This window comes from Nocardiopsis sp. NPDC058631, from assembly GCF_042716955.1.
Taxonomy (GTDB): domain Bacteria; phylum Actinomycetota; class Actinomycetes; order Streptosporangiales; family Streptosporangiaceae; genus Nocardiopsis.
The window spans coordinates 54110-80733 of sequence record NZ_JBHXQY010000008.1; the positions used below are offsets into that span (position 1 = coordinate 54110).

Here is a 26624-nt window from a genome sequence, read left to right on the forward strand (position 1 = left end):
TCCATGCTCGCGAACAGGCGGTAGACCACGGCGTCCCCTGCGCCCGTCCACACGGCCGCAGGTCACGTGGAGAAAGTAAGGAGTTGCCCTGATGGAGGCCATCCCCCCGGCGCGCTTCGGCGCCCACCACCTCCGACCCGCCTCAGGACGCCCGGGGGTCGCGCACGCCGAGGACGGTCGGCGGCGTCACCGGGCCAGCAGGGACACCGCGGCCTCGACCGCGGCCAGCTGGCGGTCCGGACGGTCGCCCTCGGACAGCCTCGCGCACCCCGCCCACAGCCCGTCGACGGCCACCAGGAGCAGCTCGGCGACGGCCTCCGGGTCCTTCACGGAGGTCAGCTCACCCTCGTCGTGCGCGTGCTCCAGGGCCCGCAGGAATCCGGCGCGGAGCCTGTCGTCCAGCACCGAGAGCATCTCCCCGAACGCGGGATCGACCGCGGCGCGCGCATAGAGGACGCTCCAGGCCCGCACCTGGGCCAGCCTCCGTTCGTCAGTGGGCAGCAGATCCACGAGCACCTGTCGCAGGACCTCCGGAAAAGCGGGGCGCCCGACCCCGTCCTGGAAAACCCCGAAGCATGCAGTGATCTCGTCCGTGACGACCTGGAAAGCGAAGTGGAGCAGCTCCTCCTTGGTGCCGAACTCTCTCTGGACCGCACCCGCCGATATCTGCGCCTCCGCTGCGACAGCGCGAATACTGACCCCCTCCAAACCCTCCTTGGCGGCGATCCGGTACAGCGCGTCGACGATCCGACGGCGTCTTCCCACTTTGTCCACAACTTTTGGCATCCGCCCATCATGGCACAGTGGAGTTGATTATCAATACGCCCGTAACAGCACATTGACAGTAGGACCACCGAAACGAATACAAGAAGTCACGGAGAGCAAAGTACGCCTGCCACGAAGCCTGAGACCTGCGAGAGCGCCGATGATTCACGCGACAAAGCAATTCCTTCCACGGCAATGCTCATACCGACCGCGACGACCGCGAGGCGATCTGTGACCACCCCAGTCATTCATGTGAAGGACATAACGAAAACGTACGGAGAGGGCCAGGCCTCCTCCTCCGCGCTCAGAAACGTCTCGCTGACCGTCACCGAAGGCGAATGGGTGTCGATCATGGGACCCTCCGGTTGCGGGAAGTCGACGTTGCTGAACTGCGCCTCCGGCCTGGACAGGATCGACGGCGGCACGGTGCTCGTCGAGGGCGAGGACATCCACGCCCTCTCCGAGCGCAAGCGGACCGTCCGGCGCGCGCGCCGGATGGGATTCGTCTTCCAGGGGTACAACCTGATCCCGGTGCTCTCGGCACTGGAGAACGTGGAGATGCCGCTCCTCCTCGGCGGCGCCCGCCCCGGCAACGCGCGTTCCAGAGCGCTCTCCGCCCTGGAGCGGGTGGGCCTGGCCGACCGCTCCCGCCACCTCCCCTCCCAACTGAGCGGCGGCCAGCAGCAGCGGGTGGCGATCGCCCGCGGAATCGTGCACGATCCCGCCATCGTGTGGGCCGACGAACCGACCGGCGCCCTGGACTCCGCCTCGACCTCGGAGGTGCTGCGCCTGCTGCGCGGACTCCACGCCGACGGCCTCACGCTGATCATGGTCACGCACGATCCCGACGTGGCCGCCTACGGGGACCGCGAGGTCCACATGGCCGACGGCCGGGTGGACCGCGTCGAGGACAACTCCGCGCGCCCGGCCTCCGACCCCTCCGACGCCTCGCCGGGGGATGACGGATGAGCCACGGAATCACCCTCGCGGTCGCGGTGGCCTCTCCGCTGCTGCTGATCGCCCTGGTGACACTCTCCCCGCGAGGCCGGCTGAGCGTGCGCATCGCCATGCGCAACGCCTTCCGCCGACCGGCCCAGACCCTTCTCGTGGCGTTGGGCCTCTCCCTCGCCGCCCTGCTGTTCTCCGCCTCCTTCACCCTGGAGGCCGCACTCCACCAGGCGATGCGGGCTCAGCAGACCGCGGACCTGGGCGGGGTCGACGCGGTCGTGACCACGGTGGGGACGGACGACCAGGAGGAGCCGGGGGAGGCCGCTGGCACCGGGCCGTCCGCCCTGGACTCCGACGACGTCCGCTCCATCGAGGACGCCCTGGACGAACCCGGCACCACGGTCTCCTCACTGCTCAACCTCCCCGTCCCCGTGGAGCACGAGCGCACCGAGCGCGGCGAACCGGGGCTCACCGTGATCGGGGCCGCGAACGACGACGACGCGATCCGGCTCGTGGACTCGTCGGGCGCACCGCTGGCGCGCGACGGTCTCCGCGAGGACGACATCCTGCTCAGCGGGGCCGCCTCCCGCGACCTGCGCGCGGACCGGGGAGACGTCCTCACCGTCGCCGGCCGCGCCATGCGCGTCGTCGGCGTGTACGAGACCGGCGCCCCCCTGGCGCCTCCCGCCTCCGCGGTCGTGTCCCTGCGCGAACTCCAGGAGATCACCGACCTCCCCGGCCAGGTCAACATCGTCACCCTGGCCTACGACCGCGAAGTCACCTGGGAGGAGCGGGAGGACCCCGTCCACGGTGAACTGTCCTCCCTCGCCCGCGCCAACGGCTGGGAGGCCGACCCCCTGCGCGCCTTCGCGCACGAGAGCGCGGACCGGCTCGCGGCCGACCTGTCGACCCTGTTCCTGCTGTTCGGCCAGCTGTCCATGGTGGCGGGCGTGCTCCTCATCGTCCTCGTCGTGATGATGCTGGCCGGCGAGCGCCAGGCGGAGTTCGGCGTCCTCCGGGCCATGGGCATGAACCGCGGCCGGCTCGCCTTCGTCCTGGCCCTGGAGGGACTGGGGTACGCGATCCTGGCGTCCACGGCCGGAACCCTCCTGGGCTGGGCGGTCGGAGCGGGCGCGTCGCGTGTGCTCAGCGATCGGGTCGCGGACCCGGCCCTGCCTCCGCCGCGCCTGGAGTTCGAGTTCGACCCCGCGGCCATGGCCACCGCCTACCTCATCGGCGTGGGCGTCATCGCGGTGGTCTTCGCGCTCGTGGCCCTGCGGGCCTCGAAGGTGGACATCGTCGCGGCGCTGCGCGGAGCCGAGGTACCGCCCCGGTCCCGTCGCCGGGCCGTGGTCCTGCCAATCCTGGCCCTGCTCGCCGGGCTCGCGACCACGGCCCTGGGCCTGCAGAACGGAACCGCGGCCGAGACGCTCACCGGGCTCACCCTGGTGTGCGGGGCCCTGGGTGCCGGGCTTTCGCGCGTGCGGGTCCCGCGGCGCCTCGCCCACTCCGCGGGAGCGGTGGCGATCATCGTCCTGTGGTCGCTGCCCGGTGAGCTGTTCGGCGAGACCGGGTCCGGCATCACGCTCTTCTTCCTCTCCGGCGTCGCCCTGGTCGGCGCGGGCGTCTGGCTGTTCGTGTCCAACGACGACCTCGTGCAGCGGGCCCTGCGGCGCCTCCTGGCGCCGCTGCCGAGGATGACCTCGGTCATCCCCATCGCGGTGGCCTACTCCGTCCGGAACCGGCTCCGTTCGGGGATGACGATCGCGATGCTGAGCATCGTGGTCCTGACGATCACCCTCAGCGGCTTCGTCACCGCGGCCGTCAACCAGATCTACTCCGACCACCGGCCGGTGACGGGCGGGTTCGACCTCCAGGCGTCCTGGGTCTCCCCGGGCGGGGCGCCCCCGGACCTGCGCGACGTCTTCGAGGAGAGCCCGCACATCGACACCTCGGAGGTGGGCCGGATCGGCGGGTACGCCGACGTCTCCGTGCGGGCCCGCCAGATCGACGCCGAGGCGGGCGCCGAGGAGGTCGGGGTCTGGGGGGCCGACGACGACTACATCCTCGGCAACCGCTACCCGGTCTTCCTCCGGGCCCCGGGCCTGGACTCCTCCGAGGAGGTCTGGGACGAGCTGCGCCGCTCCCCGAACACCGCCGTCGTCTCCGGGACCATGATCCCCAGCGACTCGGCGGCCTTCGTGGGCGGCGGGAGCGACCTGGAACTGGAGGGCGTGGACGTCCTGGACGAGGAGCTGCCGGGGGACCTGCGTCTGGAGGTGACCGGTCCCGACGGCGACACCACCACACTGCGCGTCATCGGGGTCGTGGACCGGAGCGCCGAGTACCTCGGGGACGTCGTGACCTCGACCGAGGGGCTGGCCAGGATCACCGGTGAGGACGCCTCCCCCACGCACTGGTTCGTCGCCGCCGACGACCGGGAGGAGGTCGAGGAGGTCGCGCTCGCCGCCCGGCGCGCCCTGCTGGACCACGGGGTCACGGTCACGCCGCTCCAGGAGGAGGTGGAGTTCCGCGCCTCCTCCAACGGGGTCGTGCAGTGGCTGCTGATGGCCTTCATGGGCTTCGGACTCGTCGTCGGGTGCTCGGCCCTGGGCGTGGTCAGCATCAGGTCGATCACCGAGCGCCGCAACCAGATCGGGGTGCTGCGCGCCATCGGCATGCAGCGCTCCGGAATCCGCCAGCTCTTCCTCATCGAGTCGCTGGTGGTCACCGTGAGCGGCATCTCGCTCGGTGTGGGGCTGGGCTTCGCCGTGTCCCCGGGCCTCGTCGACTCGCTGCGGGTCGATCTGCCGGGGGTGACCTACACGGTCCCCGTGGCCGTGCTCGTCGTGATCATCGGGGCCACCCTCCTGTTCTCCACACTGGTGTCCGTTCTCGCGTCGCGGCGCGCGGGCGACGTCCCACCCGCGGAGGCGCTCCGTGACCGGACCTGAGACCCGGCCGGCCCCCCTGCGCCGCAACCGGTCCTTCCGCATCCTGTGGACCGGTCAGTTCGTCGCGCAGCTCGGCCCCGGTATGGGAGCCGTGGCCTACCCCCTCCTCCTCCTGGACTCGGGGGGCACCCCGGCCCTGGTCGGCACGGTGACCTTCGCCCTGGGGGTCGCCGCCATCGCGGCCAGGCTTCCCGGCGGAGCCGCGGCCGACCGGTTCGACCGGCGCGCCCTGATGATCGGCGCGCAGGGGTCCCGGGCGCTGGCCATGGGATTCCTGGTCCTGGTGCTGGTCCTGGTCGGCGACTCCACGCTGCTCCTGTGGGCGGTGGTGGCGGTGGCGCTGGTCGACGTGGTGGGCCACGAGGGCTACCGCTTCGCCGAACGGGCGGCGCTGCGGCACATCGTGCCCCCCTCCCAACTGTCCGACGCGGTGGGCCAGAACGAGGCGCGCAACCAGATCGCGTCCATCCTCGGGCCGGTCGCGGGCGGATGGCTGATGGCGGTGTCGCGTGTCCTGCCGTTCGGCGCCGCCGCCGCGGGCCACGCGGTCGCGGCGATCGGGCTGGTGTTCGTCCGGGAGAGATTGCAGAGTCCCCGCGAACCGGCGGCGTCCGGGGAGGAGCCGTGGCACCGGCGCTGGACGGAGGCGTTCTCCTGGATCGGGGAGCGCCCCCCGCTCCAGGTCCTGCTGCTCGCCGGCGCCACCCCGAACCTGGTGATCAACGGGGTGCTGCTGACGGTCGTCATGGTCGGCGCCGACGCGGGGGTCGGGAGCGCCACGATCGGCGTCGTGCTGGGCACGGCCGGCCTCGGGGGGATCTGCGGGGCGCTGGGGGCCTCCGCCCTCCTCCGGCGCTTCTCCCCCAGGTCCCTGGTCCTGGTCACCCTCTGGGTGCTCCCCCTCACGGTCGTGGCGGCCATCCCGCTCATCGACCACTGGAGCGTGGTGTTCCCCCTGGCCGTGGCCGTGGCCCTGGCGCCCCTGCTCTCCATCATCCTCGGCACCTACCAGTTGCTGACCACACCCGACCGCCTCCAGGCCCGGGTGGGCAGCGCGTGCACGTTCATCTCCGGGGCGGTGGCACCGCTCGGTCCGCTGGTGGCCGGGTTCGGTGTGCAGTACACCGGTCCCCCTCTGCTGTTCTCGGGTTTCGCCCTGCTCCTGCTGGGTGTGGCCGCGCTCGTCACCGCGTTGCCTGCCACCCGTGAGCTGACCTCCTTCCCACGACAGCCGGACCGCCCGGCGGGGAAGTCCTCCGACGAAGCGCCCAGCGCGAAGGAAGCGCCATGAGATCAGATGAGAACATCTCGACCACCTCCGGCAACACCCTGCTGAACAAGGTCCCCGTCGGCATCCTGGGCGTGGGCTCCCACGTACCCGGGGTGGTCGTCACCAACGAGGACCTGGGCCGCCACCTGGACACGAGCGACGAGTGGATCGTGTCGAGGACGGGCATCCGGGAGCGCCGCTTCCTGCCCGAGGGCGAGAACACGTCCGACATGTGCGTGGCCGCGGCCCTGCGCGCCCTGGAGGACTCCGGGACCGGCGCCGACGAACTCGACTGCGTCATCGTCGCGACGTTCACCTTCGACCAGCTGCTCCCCTCCACGGCGCTGACGGTGGCGGACCGGATCGGCGCGCGCGGGGCGGTGTCGCTCGACATGAACCAGGCGGCCTGCTCCGGCGGGCTGTACGGCATGTGGACGGCGGTACACCTGCTCCAGAACGGCCACTTCCGACGTGTCCTGGTCATCGGGGCCGAGGCCCTGTCACGCGTCACGGACCCGGCGGACCGCACCACCCGGGTGTTCTTCGGGGACGCCGCGGGAGCCGCCGTCCTCGGGCCCGTGGAGGAGCGCAGCGGGGTGCTGTCGTGGAGTCTGGGGGGGACGCTGTCCCACGCGGTGGAGGTTCCCGCGGGGGGCGCGCGCGAGCCGTTCGGGCCAAAGGTGGTCGGCACGGGTCGGCAGTTCCTCCAGATGGACGGGCCCGAGGTGTGGCGGCAGGTCATGACCCAGATCCCCCCGAACCTGGAGGAGACCCTGAAGCTGGCAGACCTCACCACGGACGAGATCGACCACTTCGTTTTCCACCAGGCCAACAAGAACCTCGTGACCGGGCTGATGGACGCCCTGGGGCAGCCGATGGACAAGGCCGTGACCACCATCGAGGAGTACGGGAACACGGGCGCCGCGACGATCTTCACCGTGCTGGACCGGTTGAGGAGGGACGGGCGCCCCCGACCCGGCGAACACACGATGTTCGCCGTGATCGGGGCCGGCTTCCTGTGGGGAAGCATGTGCCTGCGCCAGCAGGGCTCAGGCGTCTAGGTCGTGTTTTTTGGATCCTTCCGGGCTCGCGTCCACCAGGCTTCCTCTCGCCGCGCCTCTGCGCTCGTGAAGCACAACCAGGCTGAACTTCGCACATCGTCTTGCGAGAGATCGCCTGGACGGCCGCTCGCCGACCCGAAGACCTCCAAAAAACACTCCCTAGCCGCGGACACCCGCCCTGCCGGGCGTCGCCCTGGCACCGAGCAGGCCCAGCAGGTCCCCCACACTGCGCAGCCCGTCGAACTCCTCCTCGGACACCTGCGCACCGCACCGTTCCCGGATCAGCAGACGAATTTCGAACCCGGCGATGGAGTCCACCCCCACATCCTGGAGAAGATCCTCCCTTCCGAGATATCCCCCCTCACCGTCAACGGCCTCCCGAATGATTTCCAGGACCATTGTCTCCGTCACGACGGATTCCTTTGACATCGCCCACTCCAACCTTTCCCGACCATGAACAGCAACCAGCAGAAGAATACACACCGAGCCCAAGCGCTCCACACTGACAGGGGATTGAAAATGCGCACGACCGAGTCCTACGAAAGCGAAGTGAAGAAGGTCTACGTCGAACTCTTCGAGATCGACGCCGAACCGGAGTCCATCGGCGGCGACGAGGAGTTGTTCGGCCCGCAGTGCGTCCATGGCATCGACTCGATGGACGTCCTGCGCTTCCTCGCCCACCTCCGGCAGCGGTACGGCCTGGACGTCTCGGAGATCGCGACCGAGACCTTCCGCACCCCCGCCTCCATCGCGGCGTTCCTCGCGGGGCGCGCGGGGGGCTCCGAGTGAGGGGCGCCCTGGTCAGTGTGTCCGCGATCGAGGAGGACGAGTACCCCCTCGTCGCGCAGTGGTTCCGCAAGGGCATGGTCGGCGCCCTCAGTACCGGCGGCTCCCAGCGGTTCACCAGCACGGCCGGCATCCGCGCGGCCATCGAGTCGGGGTCCGAGAAGTACGCCATGGTCCGCACGCACGCGGACGTCCCGGTCGGCCTGGTGCAGTGGCGCCAGCGCAAGTACCCGGGGAGCTACACCGTCGGCGGCGTCATCGGCGACAGCGAACTGTGGGACTCCGGGTGCGGCGGCGAGGCGTCCTGGCTGCTGGTCCACGAACTGTTCCACGCGCACAACGCGCACCGGATCGAGTTCATCACGGCCGCTTTCAACGCCCGGGTGATCCGGATGCTGGTCAAATCCGGAATGGTCGTCGAAGGGGTCCTCCGCGACTACTTGTTCCTCGACGGCCAATACCACGACGCGATCGTCACCTCGTACCTGCGGCACGAGTACTACGGCGCGGACGAGAGCGGCATGACCGGCGACGCCTTCTTCGGCGACACCGTACCGGCCGCGGACAAGGCCGAGGCCCGCGCGCTGCTACGGGACTACATGCAGAACCGGCGGCTCGACGACATCACCAGGTCCTACACGAAGGAGCCGTGAGAAGCACATGGAACTCGACTCGAAATTCGCCCTGGTCACCGGCGGCGGCAGCGGCCTCGGCCGCGCGGTGTGCCTGCGCCTGGCCGAACTCGGCGCGGGCGTCGCCGTCGGCTACCTCTCACGCTCCGAGGTCGCGGAGAAGACCGCCGAGGAGATCCGCGCCTCCGGCGGTACGGCCCAGGCGGTGAAGATCGACGTCCGCGACTACGCGGAGGTCACCGAGGCCGTGCAGGGCCTGGTCCGGGAGCACAAGAGCATCGACATCCTGGTCAACAACGCCGGCATCTGCACCGCGAGCACCATCGTCTCGACCGAGTCCACCGACGGGTGGAACGACGTCATCCAGACCAACCTCGTGGGCGCCTACAACTGCATCAAGGCCTGTGCCCTGCCGATGATGCTCCAGCGGTCCGGCGCCATCGTCAACGTCTCGTCCATCCTCGGCCTCGTCGGCAAGGGCGGGCTGAGCGCCTACTGCGCGAGCAAGGCCGGCCTCTCGGGCCTGACCGCCTCCCTGGCCGCCGAGTTCGCCATGCACGGCGTCCGGGTCAACGCGGTCGCCCCCGGCCTCTCGGACGGCACAGGCATGATCCAGGAGTTCCCGAGGGAGCAGTTGGAGATCATCGTCGACGAGCGCATCCCTTTGCAGCGTCCCGCCGAGCCGGAGGAGATCGCCGAGGCCGTCGTGTTCCTGGCACGCGAGGGCGCCAGCTACATGACCGGACAGACCATGGTCGTGGACGGCGGGCTGACGTCGGTGATCCGGGGGATGGCGAAGACCAGATGAGACAGAGGACGGCCATCCTGTTCAACCCCCAGGTGGCGATGCGCCCCGGGGACTACCGGGACCTGTACGAGGCCCTCCCCCGGGTCCGCCGACGGCTGGAGGACGCCTCCGAGGCGATCGGCGCCGACCTGGTCGGGGCCTTCCACTCCGCCGACGCGGACCTGGTCAACCAGGGGCCCCTCATCCGGCCCATGTCGGTCGCCCTGGGCGTCGCCCTGTACGAGTCCCTGCCCGCGCGGCTCAGGGAGGGGGCCGAGTACATGGCCGGGCTCAGCCTGGGGCAGATCACCGCCGCCGCGGCCGCCGGGGCGCTGGAGTTCGCCGACGCCGCCCGCACCGTACGGACCATGGCCACCATCGAGGAGGAGGTCTTCGCCGAACGTGACTACGGCAGTACGTTCTGCTACTGCGTGGACCTTCAGGCCGTGTACGCGAAGATCGGAGAACTCACCGGGCAGGGGTTCGAGGTGGCACCCTGCGCCATCACCGGTGACGACCAGATGGTGGTGTCCGGTGAGGGCCTGGCCCTCACCGCCGTCAACGAGCTGGCGGCGGAGACGGGCGGGGTCGGCGTGCGCATTCCGCACGGCCCGCCCGGCCACTCCCCCATGCTGGCGGACGCCGAACGCCGCTTCGCCGCCGAGTGGGGGCAGGCCGACCGGACGCGCACCCCGGACGTCCCCCTCGTCTGCAACATGGGCTCCCACCCGCTGACCACGGCGGAGGAGGTGCGCGAGGCCCTGGTCACCCAGTACACGCGGACCGTGTACTGGGCCAAGGGCATCGAACGCCTCCTCGCGCTGGGAACCACCCGGTTCGTCGTGGTCGGCCCCGGGCACTTCATCGCCAAGTCCTTCACGTTCATCAGCCGCGCGAAGGGGGCGGACGTGGTCCGCTTCGACCAGGCGTCGTCCTTCGTCCGAGAAACGGCGGAGCGCTGATGAGCGCGGTCCTCTTCGGCGGAACGGTCCCGCCGCTGCACGCCAAGACCGGTGACTTCCTGGAGACCGACCCCTACGCCCGTGCCCGGCTGGAGGAGGCCGAGGAGGTGCTGGGCGCGGGCATCCTCCCGCGGTTCGCACGGACCTCGGAGTCCTACTCCCGCGAAGCCCGGCAGGCCTATCTGGTCACGTGCGTCGCCCTCGCCGACCGGGTCGGGTCGGAGGAGGGGGGCGCCCGCCTCTGCACGGCGGCGAGCATCGGCCACCTTCCCGCGCTGCACTACGCGGGAGCGCTGTCCTTCGCGGACATGATGCGGGCGGGCGAGGCCGTGGCCGCGTCCGAGGAGGAGTGGAACGGGGCCGACCACGGCAGGGTGGCCCACTTCGTGTACCGGGTCGGGCACGACCGCCTCGCGGAGCTGCGGGCCCGGGTCGAGTCCGAGGGCGGATGGGCCGAGGTCGCCGGCCACTTCAGCGACACCATCCATCTGCTCAACGTGTCGGCGGAGCACCTGCCCCTCCTCGAACGCGAGGTCAGGGCCGGGGGCGGGGTCTCCGTCCTCACCTTCCCCCAGGCCGAGCACAGTCCGTCCAACGCCGGGCTCCGGGACCGGACGGCCGAGGGCACCGCGGCGTTCCGTTTCCGGGACGCGAGGGTCCCCTTCCTCCGCGGTTCCGACGGCGTTCTGGTGGACAGGGCCGAGGACCTGCGCGACACGCTGCTCCAGGACTGCGTCACCCCGGTCGACTTCCCGCTCGTGGTGGGCCGGCTCCGGGAGCTGGGCGTGCGGCGGGTCCACGTGATCGGTCCCGGAAACCTGTTCGAGCGGCTGACCAGGGACCACTTCGACGTCACGGTCCTGGCGCCCGACGTCCGCGCCCGGGGTCTGACGACGGCCGGCGCGGGCCCGGCCCGGGTGAGCAGCCGGCCCGCGGCCTCTCTGAGAAGGAGTCGGACATGACGGGCAGGCTCTTCGTCGACGGGGAGGAAGTGCCCGGGTCCCGTCTCACAGAGGACACCGAGGCGCTGACACGGGCGCTGTCCTCCGCCGGCGCTGGACCCGGGCACGGGGTGGTTCTCGGCCGCGACGACGCCTACACCGCGGTGCTCACGGCCCTGGCCGCCGAGTCCCTGGGGTCGCCGGTGCTCTGCCAGGGTGAGCGGTGGCGCCGCATGGGGTGCACCCGGCGCGTGGCCGCCGTCGTCACGCCCGGGGCGGGTGGCGGGCCGTCGGCCGTCGCGCCCGTCGCCGACGACGGCCGGCCGGGGTTCGCCGAGACCGCGCACACCCTGCTCTACACCTCCGGAAGCAGCGGTGAGCCCAAGGCCGTGGAGCTGTCGCGCGGTGCGATCGACTACCACCGGCACACGGTGGCCGCCCATGCCGGGGTCGGGCCCGGGGACCGGATGCTGGTGCCGATGTCGCTGCTCAACTCCTACGGGTGGGGGGTGGTCCAGTACTGGCTGACGCACGGGTTCGCGCTGCACGTGGAGTCACGGCTGAGCATGGACCGGGTGGCCGGTCTGCTCCGCAGTGGCGCGTTCACCACCCTCGACGGCGTCGGCTCGATGTACGCCGCCCTGCTCGCGGCGGCGCGCGACGACCGGGACCTGGCCTCCGCCCTGGGCGACCTGCGGTTCAGGGGGTGCGGCGGGGACGTGCTCCCGGTCTCCCTGGTCGAGGGCTACGTGGACCTGGTCGGCGGCCCGGTCCACGACGGGTACGGGCTCTCGGAGACGGTCGCGTGGGTCACCCAGTCGGTCCCGGGCGACTGGCGGCCGGGCACGGTGGGTCCCCTCGTCAAGGGCTCCTCCGCCCGGATCGACCCGGACACGGGGGAGATCCACCTCCGCGGCCCTGGCCTGATGGACGGGTACCTGGACGATCCCGGGGCGAACTCCGACGCCTTCACCGAGGACCGGTGGCTGCGCACGGGGGATCGCGGTTCCCTCGCGGCGGACGGCCACCTGACCGTGGAGGGCAGGATCAAGGAGTCCCTGGTCGTGCACGGGGAGACCTTCCCCCCGCGGTTCGTCGAGGACGTCATGGCCGCCTGCGCGGCCGTGAGGGAGGCCGCCGTGGTGGGGGTGCCGACCGGGAAGGCCAGGGGCGACCGGCTCGTCGGGTTCGCGGTGGCCGACCCGAGACACCGAGGGGACGCGCTCGCGCAGGTGCGCGCGGCGCTGCGCGACCACCTCCCCGTGCATCTGAGGCCACGGGAGATCCACCTGCTCGACGAGTTCCCCCGCACGAGGACCGACAAGCCCGACCGCCGCGCGCTGCGCTCGTCGGTCACGGCGGGGGAAACACCGGGAACGGCTTCCTGAACAATCGCGAAGAGTAACGTAAAGAACACGTAGGACAATAAAAAGGCGAGAGCCGACAGGAGGAATTTCAGAAGCGATATCCCAGGAGCCCAGAAAGCCAAATCCGAGATGCGGCCCTCGGTTTTTTCCGCCTGCCCAAAAAAGGCCCCGAATCCAAATAGAAAAACATTTCAGAGAGGGTTGACAGGAAAAAATAGGCCGCCCTACCATGAGCATTGTTCGCGAACTCGCCCCACAAGTACAAAAGATTTACCCCGGGAAGCCCGACGTTGGCCACATTGAACTTCCCGATTCAATTTCGCTGAACCTCAGAGAGGAATGTTTCCCATGCAGGAGTTCGAGGAGATCATCACCGAGTCCGCCGCTGACGAAGAGGTCTCGTTCATCGACTTCAACTGCTAGCAGGCGTCTCTGGCCCGGCCCGAACGGCCGGCGACCGAAGGCATCACAGGCCCCGTGGCGAGGCCGGAAGATCCCGGCACCTCGCCGCGGGGCCCTTCTCGTACGACTCTGCGAACAGAGGATCGACCATGCCCGACAAGGCTCCCGACGGTACGTTCCGCCCCTCCCGATTCAACGTGGTCACCAAGGCCGAGGACATCGGCGCGGTCGTCCTCTACAACTCCATGCGGGGAAGCGTCTTCAAGGTCGGGTCCCCGCTCGGTGAGCGCGTCCACTCCCTGCTCCACAACCGTAGGAGCGTGCTCTCCGAACCGGATCCGGACTCGGACGAGAAGGTCCTGTTCGACACGCTGGTGGCCAAGGGCTTCCTCGTCTCCTCGTCCCACGACGAACTGGCCGCCGCCGACGATCTGCGCGACCGGCGCAAGAACCGGACCGACCGCCTGGAACTGATCATCATGCCGACGGAGGCGTGCAACTTCCGCTGCACCTACTGCTATGAGGACTTCGCGCTGGGCCGCATGGCGACCCGTGTACGCGAGGGCGTCAAGGCCCTGGTCAGGCGCTACCGCCGTGAACACGGCATCGAGAAGCTCACCGTCTCCTGGTTCGGCGGCGAACCGCTCGTCGCCTTCGACGTGATCGAGGAGCTCAGCACGTTCTTCCTCGACTTCTGCGCCGAGGAGGGGATCGAGTACAGCGCGGGCATCACCACCAACGGTCTGCTCCTGACCCCCGAGGTGGCGGCCCGCTGTACCGAACTCGGCATCAGCAGCTACCAGATCACCCTGGACGGGCCGGCGCACACCCACGACTCCTCGCGATTCCTGATGGGCGGCGGCGGGACCTTCGACGAGATCGTCGCCAACCTGACGGAGATGTCGCGCACGGACCGGGTGTTCCGCGCCCTCATCCGCACGAACTTCACCGAGGAGAACAGCGTCCACGTGCCCGAGCTCATCGAGGAGATGAGCCGGCTGTACGCGCACGACAAGCGGTTCCGGGTCATCTACCGGCCGGTCGGCGACTGGGGCGGCCCCCAGGGCGAGGACTCGGAGGCCTTCTCCGGCAAGCAGGCGGAGATGACCAAGCTCGGCCTGTGCACGAGCGCCTTGGACGCGGGCCTGGACCCGGCCGACGACGTGTTCCTGAAGCCGAACGGATCCGTCTGCTACGCCGCCTCGCCGTGGTCCTTCGTGATCCGCCCCAACGGCCTGGTCAACAAGTGCACCGTGGCCCTGCGCGACCCGCGCAACGCGGTGGGACAGCTCGGCGCCGACGGCGACCTGGGGCTGGACCCGGAGCTGATGAGCCTCTGGGTGGACAACGACGACGCCAAGGACTCCGGCTGCCGCTCGTGCTTCTTCCGGCCCTCCTGCCAGGGCGCGCACTGCCCCCTCGTGCGCATCCAGGAGGGTGAGCGGCCCTGCCCGCCCCAGAAGGTCTGGATCGGTCCCACCATCACGACCGCGGCCGCCAGCAGGGGGACCCGATGACCGGCCGGTCCGGCATCGCGGTGGACGACGACAGCACCTGGTGTGCCTGGACCACGGCAGGGGGCCTGGTCCGTGCCATGGAGCTGGGGGCCGCCCGCTCCGGGGAGATCGTCGACGCGGGACGGGGAACCGCCGTTCACGCCGGGTCCGGGACGGGGCGCTTCCTGGTCCACGACGGGGAGACCGTCTGGTCGTGGAGCCCGGACGCGGGGGCCCGGAGCGTGTGCTCGGCCGAACCCGGTTCACTGCTTCTCGAACCCGGGGGAGCCGCCGGGCAGGAGGGCACTCTCGTCGCCGCCGCCTCGGAGACGGAACTGGCGCTGCTCTCGGCAGCCGGGACCGTGTCGTCCCAGCGGCTCGGCGCCCCTCCCCTGGTCCTGGCCTGGCAGCACCGCCGCCGCCGGATCCTGTGCGTCCTCGCGGACGGTACCGTCCACAAGCTCGGCCCCCGCACGGCGCGGACCGACACCTCATCGCTGTCCTTCACGGGGAACCACCGGCTGGCGTGCTACGACGAGGTGCTCGGCGGGGTCTGGTCCGTCCCCGAGCGTTCGCCCGACACCGCGCACTTCCACCGGACCGAGACCGACCGGCCCGACACGCTCTACACGCTGGGGCTCGGCACGGTCCCGGCGACGATCCGCTCCTCGCACAGCGGTGAATGGCTGATCGCCGCGACCCCCGGGCGGCCCACGACGCTCACCAACGTCAACAGCGGGCGCTCCTTCACCGTTCCGGGCGAACTGGCCGCACGGGGGGTGCCCAGCGTGTTCTCCTTCGACAACCGGCTGGTGAGCGTCGAGGCCGATGCCTTCGAGGTCCTCCCCGTGCCGGCCCGCGCCGACGTCCGGTCGCGTGACGGCTCCCTCCCCATCGAGACGTTCTGGTCGGCGCCGCCGCAGATGCACCGCGCCACCAGGCGGCACAAGGAGGAGCGCCCCCGAGGAGGGGGAGGAGGGACACGTGTCGGCACCGGTTCATGACCTGCCGCTCCGTGGAGGTCCCCGGAGAACCGGCTGCCCGCGTCGTCGACCGCGGAGAAGGAGGCCCTCTCCCTCGCGGCCGGCAGCGGTCACGCCCGGCCAGGGCTCGGGCCGACCTCCCGCACCTCCCTGCTGTGACCGACCAACCACGACTCGCGCACCTGATGACCCGCCGAGGTCGACGCCGGGTCGCGTCCGACCCTTCCACTGGAGAACGCATGACACCCACGACAACGACCGATCGGCAGGAGCTCAGGAGTCAAGGCCCCACCCTGGGCCGCCTGGTCGGTGACATCGACGCCTTCCTCGAACACTGGGAACGCGCACCCGCGGTCGCGGCGGCGTCCGCGGACGTGGCGCGGGCCTTCCCCCTGGACAGGGCCTTCTCCCTACTGGGGACCCCGGGCCTTCCCGTCTCGTGCTTCCGGCTGCTTCGGGACGGCGCGCCGGTACCGCAGCAGGAGTACTCCACGGCCCGTGAGCGCCCCGGCCCCGGCCGGGAGCCCTTCGCGGACAGGGCGGCCCTGCTGAGGGCCTACGAGGACGGCGCGACGATCATCTTCGAGGAGATGCGCCTACTCGTGCCCGAGGTGGACGCGCTGGCCTCCGGCCTTGAGAAGGATCTGGGGTTCGGGATCTACTGCGCGGCCTTCCTGACCCCCGCGGGGAACTCGGGTGCGCGCTCGCACTACGACCTGGCGAGCGGCCTCCTGTGCCAGATCCACGGATCCAAGAGCTGGTCGGTCGGCAGCCCCTCCGACCGGTGGCCGGCCACCCCCTGCGGCGACTCCCGGCCCGAGTTCGATCCCGAGCTGGAGACGGTCCTGCGGCCGGGGCAGACCCTCTACATCCCCCGCGGCCATCCGCACGCCGGGGCCGCGACGGACGAACCGTCGCTACACCTGTCGTTCGCGATCAAACCCCGGACGTGGAGGGACGTCCTCCAGTCGTACCTCAAGGTCGGGGGGACGCCGGAGCCCCTGCGGGAACTCCTGCCCCTCGACCACGCCGGACGCTCCACCGAGGACCTGGCGGCCGAGGCCGTCGACCGGCTGCGCGAGGCGCTGCGGTCCCCGGTGGACTGACCGCGCCGCCGGAGACGGCGGCACGCCCCTGTGCAGCGACAACCCGTTCAGCAACGGCTCTGAGCAGCGACGGCCCCGTTCCCGTATCCGGGCCTGGGCCGTCGCGCCGTGTCCGCCCGGCCCGGCGGGACCCCGGGACCCGCCGGGCCGCGGGGGCGGACCAGAGCGCTGGGGACCCTCACTGTCCGGCCCTGCGCGCCCGGAACACCGGAGCGGGGGTGCTCCCGGCCGCGGTGGCCGGGCGCACCCCCGCTCGTATGCGCTCCACGGGCGCTTGGCTTACCGGGGGCTCAGCAGCTCAGGTTGGATCCGGTGGTGGTGCCGAGGATCTGGGTGAACTCCGTGAACGTGTTGATGCGGCTCTGGACCTGCCCCGGGTTTCCGCCGTTGCACTCGATCGCGCCGTTGATCGAGCGGATCGTCTCCCCGAAGCCGTGGCCGTCGACGATGGCGTTGTGCGGCGTGATCGTGCCGGGTCCGGTCTGGGTGTTCCAGTACCAGAGGCCGGTCCGCCAGGCGATCGCGGCGTCCTGCTCGACCAGGTAGGGGTTGTTCAGCAGGTCGATGCCGAGGGCGTCACCAGCGGCCTTGTAGTTGTAGTTCCAGCTGAGCTGGATCGGACCGCGTCCGTAGTAGGCGGCCTGGCCGGCCGGGCAGCCGAAGGGCTGGTTCCAGTCGCAGTAGTGCGGGTAGTTGGCCTCGTTGGTCTCCTTGATGTACACCAGCCCGCCGGTCTCGTGGCTGACGTTGGCGAGGAAGGCCGCCGCTTCGCGACTTCTCACCTGGGCGCTGCCGGTGTTGGCGAAGGCCGGGTAGGAGCTGAGGGCCGCGGTGAGCCCGCTGTAGGTGTAGAAGGGGTTCCGGTTCGGGAACATCTGGTTGAACTGGGCCTCGGTGACGACGAATGCGGTGGGGTTCGGCTCCTCGCCGCCTCCGCCGCTGTCGCAGGCACCCTGGTCGGTCCAGACGTCAGCGGCGCCGGGACGCTCGTTCTGCGTCCACCACTTGGCGGTGTAGTTGCGGCCGTCGTACGAGGCCTGGCCGCCGCCGGTGTAGACAGCGGAGGCACTCCAGGCGGGAGCACAGGTGGCGGCCTGCGCGACGGTCGCGGGGAGAACGGCGAGCACAGCCGCGAGCGCGCCGAGCGCGGCCAGCTGACTCAGGAGACGTCGGATCACGTGATCACACTCCTAGGGTGCGGCGCGACGTCCGACCGCGCGCCGCCGGGGGGGTGCTGTCACCTAAGCAAGCTGGTCTAGACCTGTCAAGATCTGGACCACAGATCGTGAAGATTCGGTGGCAGAACGTCCCCGGCGGGTGACGCGTCGGCCACCTCTCAGGGTTGAGGGCGCGATCCTCCGCAGATCCAGTGCTGCCACGGACCGTAGGTGGTGCCGCCGGTCCCGTCGCAGACCCGGCGGCGCTCCGTGCCGAGGCAGACGGTTTCGGGGCACGACCAGTCCCAGTTCCTACAGCGGAGCTACCAGCCACACCCGACGGGCATGGCCTGCGCAGTGGTCTTCGGCGCGAGTCGCTCGACGATGCGGTCGCCGAGAGGGGCTGAGTCGTGTTTTTTGGACCCTTCCGGGCTCGCGTCCACCAGGCTTCCTCTCCCTGCGCCTCTGCACTCGTGAAGCACAACCAGGCTGAACGTCGCACATCGCCTCGCGGGAGATCGCCCGGGCGGCCGGCGATGCCCTGCCCGGCACCCCCGTATGCCGTCGAGGCGTCACGACGACGCGCCGAGCCTGTCCTCGGTCTCCCGTACTTGTTCCGTCCGGTGCTGCGCGCGGTAGAGGGCCAGGGCCTGCCGCCAGGCCTCACGGGCGGAGTCCGACTCACCGAGAGCGTGGTGGGCCTCGGCGATGCCGCTGAGCGTGTTCGCCTCCTCGAAGGCGTCTTTCAGGGACCGGTGCACCCGAAGCGCCTGACGGTAGTGCTCGACCGCCTCGGAGTGGCGGCCCGTGTGGGTGAAGATGTACCCCAGGCTGTCCAGGGAGGCCGCCTCCCCCACCTTGTAGCCGAGTGCGCGCGAGGCCTCCAGGGCCTCCAGGCAGCAATCGCGGGCACGCTCGTATCGGCCGAACCGCGCGAGGAACCAGCCCAGGTTGTTGAGCGCTCCGGACTCCCACATCGTTTGGCCGGCGCTCCGGTACAGCTCCAGGGATCGCTCCGCGGGCTCCAGCCCTCTCTCGTCGCCTGTGAGGATCGCCGACAGTACGAAGGCCTGGTGTGTGTGCGCCTGGTTGAGCAGGTCCCCGGTCTCCTCGAAACTGGCCAGGGCGAGGGCGAGGTGGTCCAGCGCTTCCTTGCCGGGCTGTCCGGCCAGAAGCAGGGCGGAGGCCAGGCCCCGGTGCGCCATCGCCCGCATCGTGACGGCGTCCGGGCCGTTCAGATCGGTCGCGGAGTCGAGCCCGACGCGGCGGAACTCGATGAAATCCTCGACTTGTCCGCGGCGGCGGACGTAGGAGTTGCTGTCCCAGCACAGGCGCCAGACCTCGCGGTGCAGACCCAGGTCCGCGGCGAGGTGGATCACGGCGGGAAGCCAGGCCCGTTCGGCGGTGAACCACATCAGTGCCTCGTCCTCGTCCACCAGCCGGGGGGTGAGCGGGTGTCCGTCGGATGGACCCTCCGTCAGGGACGAGGGGACCTCGTGCGGGTTCAGGACACTGTTCGCGGCGGCGGTGGTGTGGACGTAGAACTCCACCAGCGAGCGCAGGGCCGCGCGTCGGTCCTCCTCCGGCAGGTCTTCCTCCGCCCGTTCCCTCCCGTGCAGGCGGACGAGGTCGTGCAGTTCATAGCGGCCGGACGTCGGCTGCTGGACGAGGTGGGCCGCCTCCAGGGTGCGCAGCAGGGACCTGGCGCGGGACGGTGCGAGCCCGACGAGCGCCGCGATGGCGGTCAGCCCGATATTCTGGCCCGGGAGCAGGCTGAGCAGGCCGAGCATGCGTGCTACGGCCTCGGGCAGCGCGCGGTGGGAGGTGTCCAGGACGCCGCGCAGGGAGGTGTCCAGGTCGCCCGTGTCCAGGGCGTCCAGTCTCGTCTCCGCCTCCCGCAGCTCGGACGCGAGTTCGGCGAGCGGCAGGTGCGCGTCGCCCGCGGCCCGGGCGGCGGCAACGGCCAGGGCCAGGGGGAACCGACCGCATCCGGTGATGATGGACTCCGTAGCCTCCGGTTCCGCCGCTACACGGTGTTCTCCGGTCCGGGCGGCGAACAGCCGGCGTGCTTCGGCGGAGGTGAGCGGTCCCAGGGTGATGGAGCGGGCCCCTTCGGTGGCGACCAGGCCGTTGAGCCGGTTGCGGCTGGTGACCACGACGACGCAGGTGGAGGAGCCGGGGATCATGGGCCGCACTTGTTCGGCGTCGCGTGCGTTGTCCAGCAGGATCAGCATCCGTTTACGGGCGAGGAGGCTCCGGTAGAGGCCGACCTGCGCCTCGGCGCTGGTCGGAATGGCCTTGTTGTCCATTCCCAGGGCGATGAGGAAGTCGTGGACCGCGGTCTGCGGCTTGGTGGCGGAGGTGCTCGGGGAGAAACCGTGCAGGTTCACGTAGAGCTGACCGTCGGGAAACCGGTCCAGGTTGTCGTGCGCCCACCGCAGGGCCAGTGAGGTTTTGCCGACACCGCCGAGGCCACAGACCACGGTGATCGGCGCCGACCCGGGTTCGCGCACGGTGTCGAGCGCGGCGAGTGCCCTCTCACGCCCGGCCAGCAGCGGCGGTGGAGAGGGGAGCTGGCTCGGCAGGGGCACGGGCGGGGGCTCCGCCGCCGAGGACGACCGGACGGCGGCGCCCACCGCCGAAGGGGCGTTCAGCACCGGATCGGTGTTGAGGATCTTCAGGTGGAGGTCCCTGAGCTCGGCTCCGGGATCGGTGCCCAGCTCTTCGGAGAGCGCTCTGCGGGTGCGGTCGTAGTGCTCCAGCGCCTGTGCGGTGCGCCCCTCCCGGTGCAGCGCGAGCATGAGCTGGCCGACCAGGCGCTCGTCGAGCGGGTGCAGCTGGGTGAGGGAGAGCAAGTCGCCCAGGCGTTCGGCCTGCCTGCCCTGGCGGAGTAGCAGGTCGTTGCGGTCCAGTTCCGCCCGGAAGCGCTCCAGGCGCAGGCTCTCCCTGAACTCGTTGACCCAGGGGCTGTCCAGGGCGCCGAAGGCGTCGGCCCGCCACAGGGAGAGCGCCTCCTCCAGGAGCGCGAGGGAGGTTTCCTCGGCCGGGGAGTCCCGTACCAGGGCGGTGAGCTGCCGAAAGCGGTACAGGTCGACCGTGCCGAGCACGTCGTCGCTCAGGGAGAGGACATAGCCGCCCGGGCGCCGGTTGACCACCGCGTGACCGCCGGCCGCGGACAGGGCGGTCCTCAGCCGGGAGACATAGCTGTACAGCGACGACCGGGCCCCGTCTGGCGGGTGCTGCCCCCAGACCCGGTCGATGAGCCGGTCGACCGGCACCAGGAGGTTGACGTCGGCCAACAACGCGATGAACACGGACTGCCGCCGCACGTGTCCCAGATCGACGGCACGCCCGTCGATCCGCGTCTCGATGTCGCCGAGCACGGAGATCTCGACCGTCAACACCACTCCCCGGACTGGAACGAAAGGGAACGACCCATACGCCTGGTACGCGGGAGCACAGCAATACCTTAGATCCAAGGAGTGTACTCCCGGAAGATCGTTCCAAAGCCCGTGGTGGCAGGCACTTTTTCAGCGGAGTCCTTGACGAGGGTCGATCGTGTTTCCCGGGTTCGCAGGGGGACGGGACCGGTCGGCACCGGTTCATCTGCCGGCCCGTGTCCCCCAGGAGAGCTACGCGCAGGTGTCCACTCCATGGTGACGACCTCGTACCGCCCTGATCAGTAGCGTTCTCACCAGTCGCGGCACCCCGGCCGTACCGATCCGATGAGGGACCCCCAATGAGACTTCTCTGGCAGCTCCTGGCCGTCGCCGCGGTCGCCTTCCTCGGTGGACAAGCGGTCTTCGCGGTCCAGGACAACCCCTGGCTCACCGTGGCCCTGGGCCTCCTGGTCGTCGTGGTCTCGATCTTCGTCTACCGGTGGGTGGTGCGCCGTACCGAGAAGCGCGATGTGACCGAGCTGGCCTGGACGGGCGCCGCCGCCGCCACCAGTTGGGGCACCCTCCTCGGTGTCGGCCTGTTCGCCCTGGTCATCGTCAACATCGCCTTCCTCGGCGGCTACCAGGTCCACGGCCTGGGCTCTCCGATGAGCGCCCTGGGCCTGGTCGGCTTCATGGGCGCCGTCGCGGTGACCGAGGAGCTGATGTGGCGCGGTGTGCTGTTCCGCGTCATCGAGGAGCGCGCCGGCACCTGGATCTCCCTCGGCCTGACCGGCCTGGCCTTCGGCCTCGTGCACATGGTCAACCCGCACGCCACCCTGTGGGGCGCCCTCGCCATCGCCATCGAGGCCGGCGGCATGCTCACCGCCGCCTACGTCGCCACCCGCAGCCTGTGGCTGCCCATCGGCCTGCACTTCGGCTGGAACATCGCCGGATCCGCCCTCTTCGGCACCGAGGTCTCGGGCAGCGGCACGCCCCCGGGGCTGCTGGACGCCACCATGTCCGGCCACACCCTGATCACCGGTGGCGGGTTCGGCCCCGAGGGCAGCATGTACTCCGTGGTGTTCTGCGTCATCGCCACTGTGGTGTTCATGTGGATCGCCCGCCGCCGCGGCCGGATCGTCCCCGTCCGCCGGCGTGTCGAGCGCCCCGCCGCCACCACTACACTTCCCCAGTGACCTTGCCTCAGCGGCTTTCCCACCTGTGGCAGCGACTCGACGTCACCCTCCGAGACCTGCCCCTGGCCCTGCTGCTCCTCTCCGTCTCCCTCATCCCGTCGACGCACGGATACGGGACCGAGTTCGGCGGTGTGACGGACCGCCCCTTCGACGCCCTGGGGCTGCTCGCGGCCGCCCTGCAGTGCCTGCCCCTGGCCGGGCGCCGGCGGTGGCCGGCCTTGTCCCTGGCCCTGGTGGCCTGCGGCTTCGTCTTGGACCAGATGAGCGGTTACCACCTGGTCGCGGGTACCGCGATGCCCATCGCGCTGTTGAGCACCGGCGCACACCTGTCCTCGTACCGGCGCACCACCATGGTGGTGGGCACGGCGGTCTACGTGGTGCTGGCGGTCGCGGTGTCCCAGGTCGGCACGGGCGAGACCCTGCCCGCGTACCTGATCTTCTACGCGGCGCTGGCCTTCTCCTGGGGGGCCGGGGCATGGCTGCGGTCCACCCGCGCCGCAGAGGCCGAACGCCGCCGCCTCGTCGCCGAGGCGACCCGCACCGCCGAACGCACCCGCATCGCCCGTGAGCTGCACGACGTCGTGACCCATCACGTGACCGCGATGGTCGTGCAGACAGAGGCGGCCCGCTACCTGACGGCCGCGCCCGATCGGCTGGACGAGACCCTGACCGCGATCACCGACACCGGCCGACGGGCCATCACCGACATGCGCCACCTGCTCGACGTCCTCAACCCCGACCACTCCACCTCCGTCCCCAGGTCCGACGAAGGACTGCTGTCCATGGTGGAGCGCACCCGCAGGGCCGGGCAGCCGGTGGAGTTCACCGAAGAGGGCATCCCGGCCGCCTCTCGCGGCAGCGCGGACCTCGTCGCGCACCGCGTCGTGCAGGAGTCCCTGACCAACGCCCTCAAGTACGCGCACGGCAGCCCCACCACCGTCCGCGTGCGCCACCGCCCCGATGAGATCACCGTGAACGTCACGACCGACCGTTCCGGGGCTTCGGGCATCCCACCCGGGGGCAGCAGGCGCGGCCTGGTCGGCCTGCGCGAACGCGTCGAGGTCCTGGGCGGCGAGTTCACCGCGGGTCCGCGCGAGGGCGGGGGCTTCACCGTGGACGCGCGCATCCCTGCCCGCGCACCGGCGGGCGGCCGGGCATGAGCGTGCCGATCCGGGTCCTGGTCTGCGACGACCAGGTGCTGATCCGTACCGGGCTGGTCACCATCATCGACGCCCAGCCCGACCTTGAGATCGTCGGCGAGTGCGGGAACGGCGAGGCCGCGGTCGAGCTCGCCGAGCGGCTGCGCCCCGACGTCGTGGTGATGGACGTGCGCATGCCCGTGCTCGACGGCATCGAGGCCACGCGGCGCCTGGCCGGAGCCGGGGTGGAACACCCCGCCAAGGTCCTCGTGGTCACGACGTTCGATCTCGACGAGTACGTCTACGAGGCACTGCGCGCGGGTGCCAGCGGGTTCCTGCTCAAGGACGCGCCCCCGGCCCAGTTGCTGCACGGGATCCGGACCGTGGCCGCCGGGGCGGCGTTGTTGGACCCCGACGTCACCCGCCAGCTGGTCGGCAGGTTCGCCGCCCGGATCCGGCCCTCCCGTGCCGATCCGGTCGATGTCCCGCTGACCCCGCGTGAGCTGGAGGTCCTGCGCCTGATCGCCAACGGGCTGTCCAACGGTGAGATCGCCGCGACCCTGTTCATCAGCCAGGAGACGGTGAAGACGTTCGTCTCAAGGATCCTGACCAAGCTCGACCTGCGCGACCGGGTCCAGGCGGTGGTCTACGCCTACCGGCATGGGCTGGTCACCTGAGCTGACCTCGGGCGGAAGCCCCGCGGCCGCTGCCCGCACCACCCCCGGGGACACCGTCTGGTAGGTGCCCTGTGTGAAGAGGGCGGTCGCGTGCCCCGGCACTCTCCCGAGACCGCCCTCACGTCCGGCTTCCGGCCCAGGGTGACCACCTGGGTGCGGTTGTCCGTCGATCAGGCGGGTGTTCGACCGGGCCGGCCCTCGAAGGCTTCTGCGATGTGCTCGCACGCGCCCAACGGCCGAGCGCAGTCCGCCCCGGTCCCACGACGCCCCAGGTCGAGCGGCTCGTCTGCGGCGTCGCGCCATAACTTCTTCCCCACACGAAACCCCCGCACCGTTCACACCATGCCATCCGGCCGCTTGTGCTAATTTCCGTCCATGGAATCAAAAAACAGGCCGGTCGGTCAGAAACGAGCGTCCTTCATCGAGGAGGCCCGCCGCGCCCAGATCATCGAGAGCGCCATCGAGACCTTCTCGGAGCTGGGTTACGCCAACACCTCGCTGGCGCGCGTCGCCGAACGCGCCGGCATCAACAAGAGCGTGATCTCCTACCACTTCGCCGGCAAGACCGAGCTGATGGAGCAGATCGTCGAGCGGGTCTACCTCGACATCGCCCAGTTCGTCCTGCCACGGACCGAGAAGGAGACCACGGCGTCCGGCGCGCTACGAGCGAGCATCCGCTCGGTCGCCGAGTACATGCGGGGCCACCGCGCCCAGCTGCTCGCTCTCGGGGAGATCTTCAACAACCTCCGCACCTCCGAGGGCGAGCGGCGCTACGGCGTCGCCTTCAACGAACAGGTCTACGAAGGGCGGGAGGCGATATTCCGCCGCGGCCAACAGGCCGGCGAGTTCCGCGAGTTCGACCCCCGCGTCATGAGCGTCACCGTGCAGTCCGCGATCGACGGCATGTTCGGCTACTGGGTGACCTACCCGGAGCACGACCTGGAAGCGCACGCCGACGAACTGGCCGACCTGTTCGAGCACGCCACCCGTACCGAAGACCCTGAAGAGAAGGCGAGCCGATGACTCGACCCGCCGACCGGCCGACCGCGTTACCCACCGCCCGTCCGCGGCTCCTCCACGTCGACAACCTGCGTACCGCCCTGACGGTGCTCGTGGTGCTCCACCACGCCGCCATCGCCTACAGCAACATCCCGCGCTGGTACTACACAGAGACGGCGACCGACCCCTCGGGAACGCTCCTGGACGTCCTGCTCCTGCTCAACCAGACGTTCTTCATGGGCGCCTTCTTCCTCATCTCGGGGCTCTTCGTTCCCGGCTCCCATGACCGCAAGGGAACCAAGCGCTTCCTCGGGGAACGGCTACTGCGCCTGGGGGTCCCGCTGTTGGTCTGGCTGCTGTTGCTCCGTCCCCTGGTGACCGTTGGCGCCTACACCGAGGCGAGGGACGTCGCCGCCCAGCAGGGGGCCGAACTGCCCTACTGGCAGTACTACCTGCACTCGTTCACACCGGGGCCGATGTGGTTCGTCGAAGTGCTGCTCGTGTTCAGCGCGCTCTACGTCCTCTGGCGACACCTGGCCGGCAAGGAGCGGCGCGCGTCCGACTCGGCCCCGGTCACGGGCCGGGCACCCGGCGCCGTCGCGATCGTCGGATTCACCGTCGGACTGGCCCTCGTGACCTACCTGTGGCGCGTCGTGCTACCGATGGACGCCCCTCTACAGGTTCTGGGCCTGCCCACCCCCGCCTACCTGCCGCAGTACGCAGCGCTGTTCGTCATCGGGCTGATCGCGGCCCGGCGGGGCTGGCTGGAGAGCCTCTCCGGACCGGCCGGCCGCATGGGGTTCGCCGCCGCGGCCGTCGCCGCGATCGGGATCCTCCTCCTCGCCATCGGCTCTTCCGGGGATACGGCGTTCCTGGGCCACGGCACCTGGCAGTCCCTGGTGATGGCGGCCTGTGATTCGACGCTCGCCGTCGGCATCGTTCTGGGCCTGCTGGTGCTGTTCCGGGAGCGCCTCGGTCACCAGGGACGCCGCCGCCGGTTCCTGTCGACGCACGCCTACACCGTCTACGTGATCCACCCGGTCGTGCTGGTCGCGCTGGGCTACGCGTTCAGCGGCGTGCAGGCCCCCGCCGTGGCGAAGTTCGCGCTCCTGGCCGTTCTCGCGGTACCACTCTGCTGGGCGCTGGCGTTCGCGGTGCGCGCCCTTCCGGGTGCCCGGAACGTGCTCTAGCTGTACTGACCTGAGAGGTGGGGTACGCGGGAGGGCCGCTGATCTCGGTGTGGAACCGGTGGTGGTCGTACTCGCGCGACCGTACCGGGAACGCTTCCCGTTTCTGGGCCTCGCAGGTAGGGGGGCGGGCAGGCCCGCTCCTCGACCGCGCGACGGGTCAGGTCCAGGCGTCAATGCTGTGCGGGGCACCGCGCTGTGCGGGGCACCTCTCCTCCACGCCCGACCTCGTCGAGGTGGTCGAGCGGATCCGGCAGATTCACCACATCTTCAGCCGTTGTGCTCTCGCCGAGGCCGCGCCGTTCTCCGGGTTCGCACTGTGGCGGCGGGGGGGGGGGGGGGGCCACACAAAGAACCACCCCCCCCCCCCACCCGTCAAATGTGTGGGGGGGGGAGGATTATAATAAAAAAAAAAAAAAAACAAACAAA

General features: G+C 70.4%; 22 protein-coding genes. 18 read left to right on the top strand and 4 right to left on the bottom strand.

Annotated elements, in window-relative coordinates; all coding sequences use genetic code 11:
- Nucleotides 1-186 precede the first annotated feature (186 nt).
- Nucleotides 187-786 carry a TetR/AcrR family transcriptional regulator gene (locus ACFWTE_RS05025; protein ID WP_378778025.1) on the bottom strand — a complete coding sequence of 200 codons (600 nt, stop codon included), beginning with the start codon at nucleotides 784-786 and terminating at the stop codon, nucleotides 187-189.
- Between the two features lie 174 nt (nucleotides 787-960).
- On the opposite strand from ACFWTE_RS05025, the gene ACFWTE_RS05030 reads away from it, so the two are divergent.
- The 4 genes from ACFWTE_RS05030 to ACFWTE_RS05045 are packed head-to-tail and all read left to right on the top strand — an operon-like array spanning nucleotide 961 to nucleotide 6998.
- Complete coding sequence (locus tag ACFWTE_RS05030) at nucleotides 961-1734, top strand: ABC transporter ATP-binding protein (protein WP_378778026.1); 774 nt, start codon at nucleotides 961-963, stop codon at nucleotides 1732-1734.
- Nucleotides 1731-4667, top strand: a complete 2937-nt coding sequence (locus ACFWTE_RS05035) for an ABC transporter permease (RefSeq protein WP_378778027.1) — start codon at nucleotides 1731-1733, stop codon at nucleotides 4665-4667. Before ACFWTE_RS05030 ends, ACFWTE_RS05035 begins: the two co-directional genes overlap by 4 nt.
- Nucleotides 4654-5958 (top strand): MFS transporter, encoded by a 1305-nt coding sequence (locus ACFWTE_RS05040; protein WP_378778028.1) that lies wholly within the window; start codon nucleotides 4654-4656, stop codon nucleotides 5956-5958. Before ACFWTE_RS05035 ends, ACFWTE_RS05040 begins: the two co-directional genes overlap by 14 nt.
- Nucleotides 5955-6998, top strand: a complete 1044-nt coding sequence (locus tag ACFWTE_RS05045) for a 3-oxoacyl-ACP synthase III family protein (RefSeq protein ID WP_378778029.1) — start codon at nucleotides 5955-5957, stop codon at nucleotides 6996-6998. Before ACFWTE_RS05040 ends, ACFWTE_RS05045 begins: the two co-directional genes overlap by 4 nt.
- Nucleotides 6999-7157: 159 nt before the next feature.
- On the opposite strand, the gene ACFWTE_RS05050 is transcribed toward ACFWTE_RS05045, so the two are convergent.
- Nucleotides 7158-7409: an acyl carrier protein gene (locus ACFWTE_RS05050; RefSeq protein WP_378778030.1), complete on the bottom strand. Its 252-nt coding sequence runs from the start codon at nucleotides 7407-7409 to the stop codon at nucleotides 7158-7160.
- Between the two features lie 108 nt (nucleotides 7410-7517).
- Between ACFWTE_RS05050 and ACFWTE_RS05055 the strand changes: the two genes are divergently transcribed.
- The 9 genes from ACFWTE_RS05055 (at nucleotide 7518) to ACFWTE_RS05095 (ending at nucleotide 16460) form a co-directional block, all read left to right on the top strand.
- Entirely contained in the window at nucleotides 7518-7787 is a 270-nt protein-coding gene (locus ACFWTE_RS05055; protein ID WP_378778031.1) for an acyl carrier protein, read from the top strand.
- 17 nt (nucleotides 7788-7804) lie between these two features.
- Entirely contained in the window at nucleotides 7805-8437 is a 633-nt protein-coding gene (locus ACFWTE_RS05060; RefSeq protein WP_378778032.1) for a GNAT family N-acetyltransferase, read from the top strand.
- A 7-nt stretch (nucleotides 8438-8444) separates the two neighbouring features.
- Nucleotides 8445-9224, top strand: coding sequence for an SDR family oxidoreductase (locus ACFWTE_RS05065; protein ID WP_378778033.1), 780 nt, complete (start codon nucleotides 8445-8447; stop codon nucleotides 9222-9224).
- Entirely contained in the window at nucleotides 9221-10165 is a 945-nt protein-coding gene (locus ACFWTE_RS05070) for an ACP S-malonyltransferase (RefSeq protein ID WP_378778034.1), read from the top strand. The genes ACFWTE_RS05065 and ACFWTE_RS05070 overlap by 4 nt, the downstream gene beginning before the upstream one ends.
- Nucleotides 10165-11127 (top strand): ACP S-malonyltransferase, encoded by a 963-nt coding sequence (locus ACFWTE_RS05075; RefSeq protein WP_378778035.1) that lies wholly within the window; start codon nucleotides 10165-10167, stop codon nucleotides 11125-11127. The genes ACFWTE_RS05070 and ACFWTE_RS05075 overlap by 1 nt, the downstream gene beginning before the upstream one ends.
- The gene (locus ACFWTE_RS05080; protein WP_378778036.1) at nucleotides 11124-12494 is read left to right on the top strand and encodes a class I adenylate-forming enzyme family protein; all 1371 of its coding nucleotides are present in this window, start codon (nucleotides 11124-11126) and stop codon (nucleotides 12492-12494) included. The genes ACFWTE_RS05075 and ACFWTE_RS05080 overlap by 4 nt, the downstream gene beginning before the upstream one ends.
- 530 nt (nucleotides 12495-13024) lie before the next feature.
- Complete coding sequence (locus ACFWTE_RS05085) at nucleotides 13025-14392, top strand: radical SAM protein (RefSeq protein WP_378778037.1); 1368 nt, start codon at nucleotides 13025-13027, stop codon at nucleotides 14390-14392.
- Entirely contained in the window at nucleotides 14389-15375 is a 987-nt protein-coding gene (locus ACFWTE_RS05090) for a hypothetical protein (RefSeq protein ID WP_378778038.1), read from the top strand. The genes ACFWTE_RS05085 and ACFWTE_RS05090 overlap by 4 nt, the downstream gene beginning before the upstream one ends.
- 218 nt (nucleotides 15376-15593) lie before the next feature.
- Nucleotides 15594-16460, top strand: a complete 867-nt coding sequence (locus ACFWTE_RS05095; protein ID WP_378778039.1) for a JmjC domain-containing protein — start codon at nucleotides 15594-15596, stop codon at nucleotides 16458-16460.
- A gap of 290 nt (nucleotides 16461-16750) precedes the next feature.
- Here the strand turns inward: ACFWTE_RS05095 and ACFWTE_RS05100 are convergent, their stop codons facing one another.
- On the bottom strand, nucleotides 16751-17638 hold the full coding sequence (locus ACFWTE_RS05100; protein WP_378778040.1) for a glycoside hydrolase family 19 protein: 888 nt from the start codon (nucleotides 17636-17638) through the stop codon (nucleotides 16751-16753).
- Between the two features lie 551 nt (nucleotides 17639-18189).
- Nucleotides 18190-21018 carry a BTAD domain-containing putative transcriptional regulator gene (locus ACFWTE_RS05105; protein WP_378778041.1) on the bottom strand — a complete coding sequence of 943 codons (2829 nt, stop codon included), beginning with the start codon at nucleotides 21016-21018 and terminating at the stop codon, nucleotides 18190-18192.
- Between the two features lie 338 nt (nucleotides 21019-21356).
- On the opposite strand from ACFWTE_RS05105, the gene ACFWTE_RS05110 reads away from it, so the two are divergent.
- The 5 genes from ACFWTE_RS05110 to ACFWTE_RS05130 all read left to right on the top strand — a co-directional run bounded on the left by ACFWTE_RS05110 (nucleotide 21357) and on the right by ACFWTE_RS05130 (nucleotide 26198).
- Nucleotides 21357-22193 (top strand): CPBP family intramembrane glutamic endopeptidase, encoded by an 837-nt coding sequence (locus tag ACFWTE_RS05110; protein ID WP_378778042.1) that lies wholly within the window; start codon nucleotides 21357-21359, stop codon nucleotides 22191-22193.
- Nucleotides 22190-23353, top strand: a complete 1164-nt coding sequence (locus ACFWTE_RS05115) for a sensor histidine kinase (protein WP_378778043.1) — start codon at nucleotides 22190-22192, stop codon at nucleotides 23351-23353. Before ACFWTE_RS05110 ends, ACFWTE_RS05115 begins: the two co-directional genes overlap by 4 nt.
- Nucleotides 23350-24009 carry a response regulator gene (locus tag ACFWTE_RS05120; RefSeq protein WP_378778044.1) on the top strand — a complete coding sequence of 220 codons (660 nt, stop codon included), beginning with the start codon at nucleotides 23350-23352 and terminating at the stop codon, nucleotides 24007-24009. The genes ACFWTE_RS05115 and ACFWTE_RS05120 overlap by 4 nt, the downstream gene beginning before the upstream one ends.
- Nucleotides 24010-24384: 375 nt before the next feature.
- A complete protein-coding gene (locus tag ACFWTE_RS05125) occupies nucleotides 24385-25032 on the top strand; it encodes a TetR/AcrR family transcriptional regulator (RefSeq protein ID WP_378778045.1) in 648 nt (215 codons plus the stop codon).
- Nucleotides 25029-26198: an acyltransferase gene (locus tag ACFWTE_RS05130; protein ID WP_378778046.1), complete on the top strand. Its 1170-nt coding sequence runs from the start codon at nucleotides 25029-25031 to the stop codon at nucleotides 26196-26198. The genes ACFWTE_RS05125 and ACFWTE_RS05130 overlap by 4 nt, the downstream gene beginning before the upstream one ends.
- The last annotated feature ends 426 nt before the right edge of the window (nucleotides 26199-26624 follow it).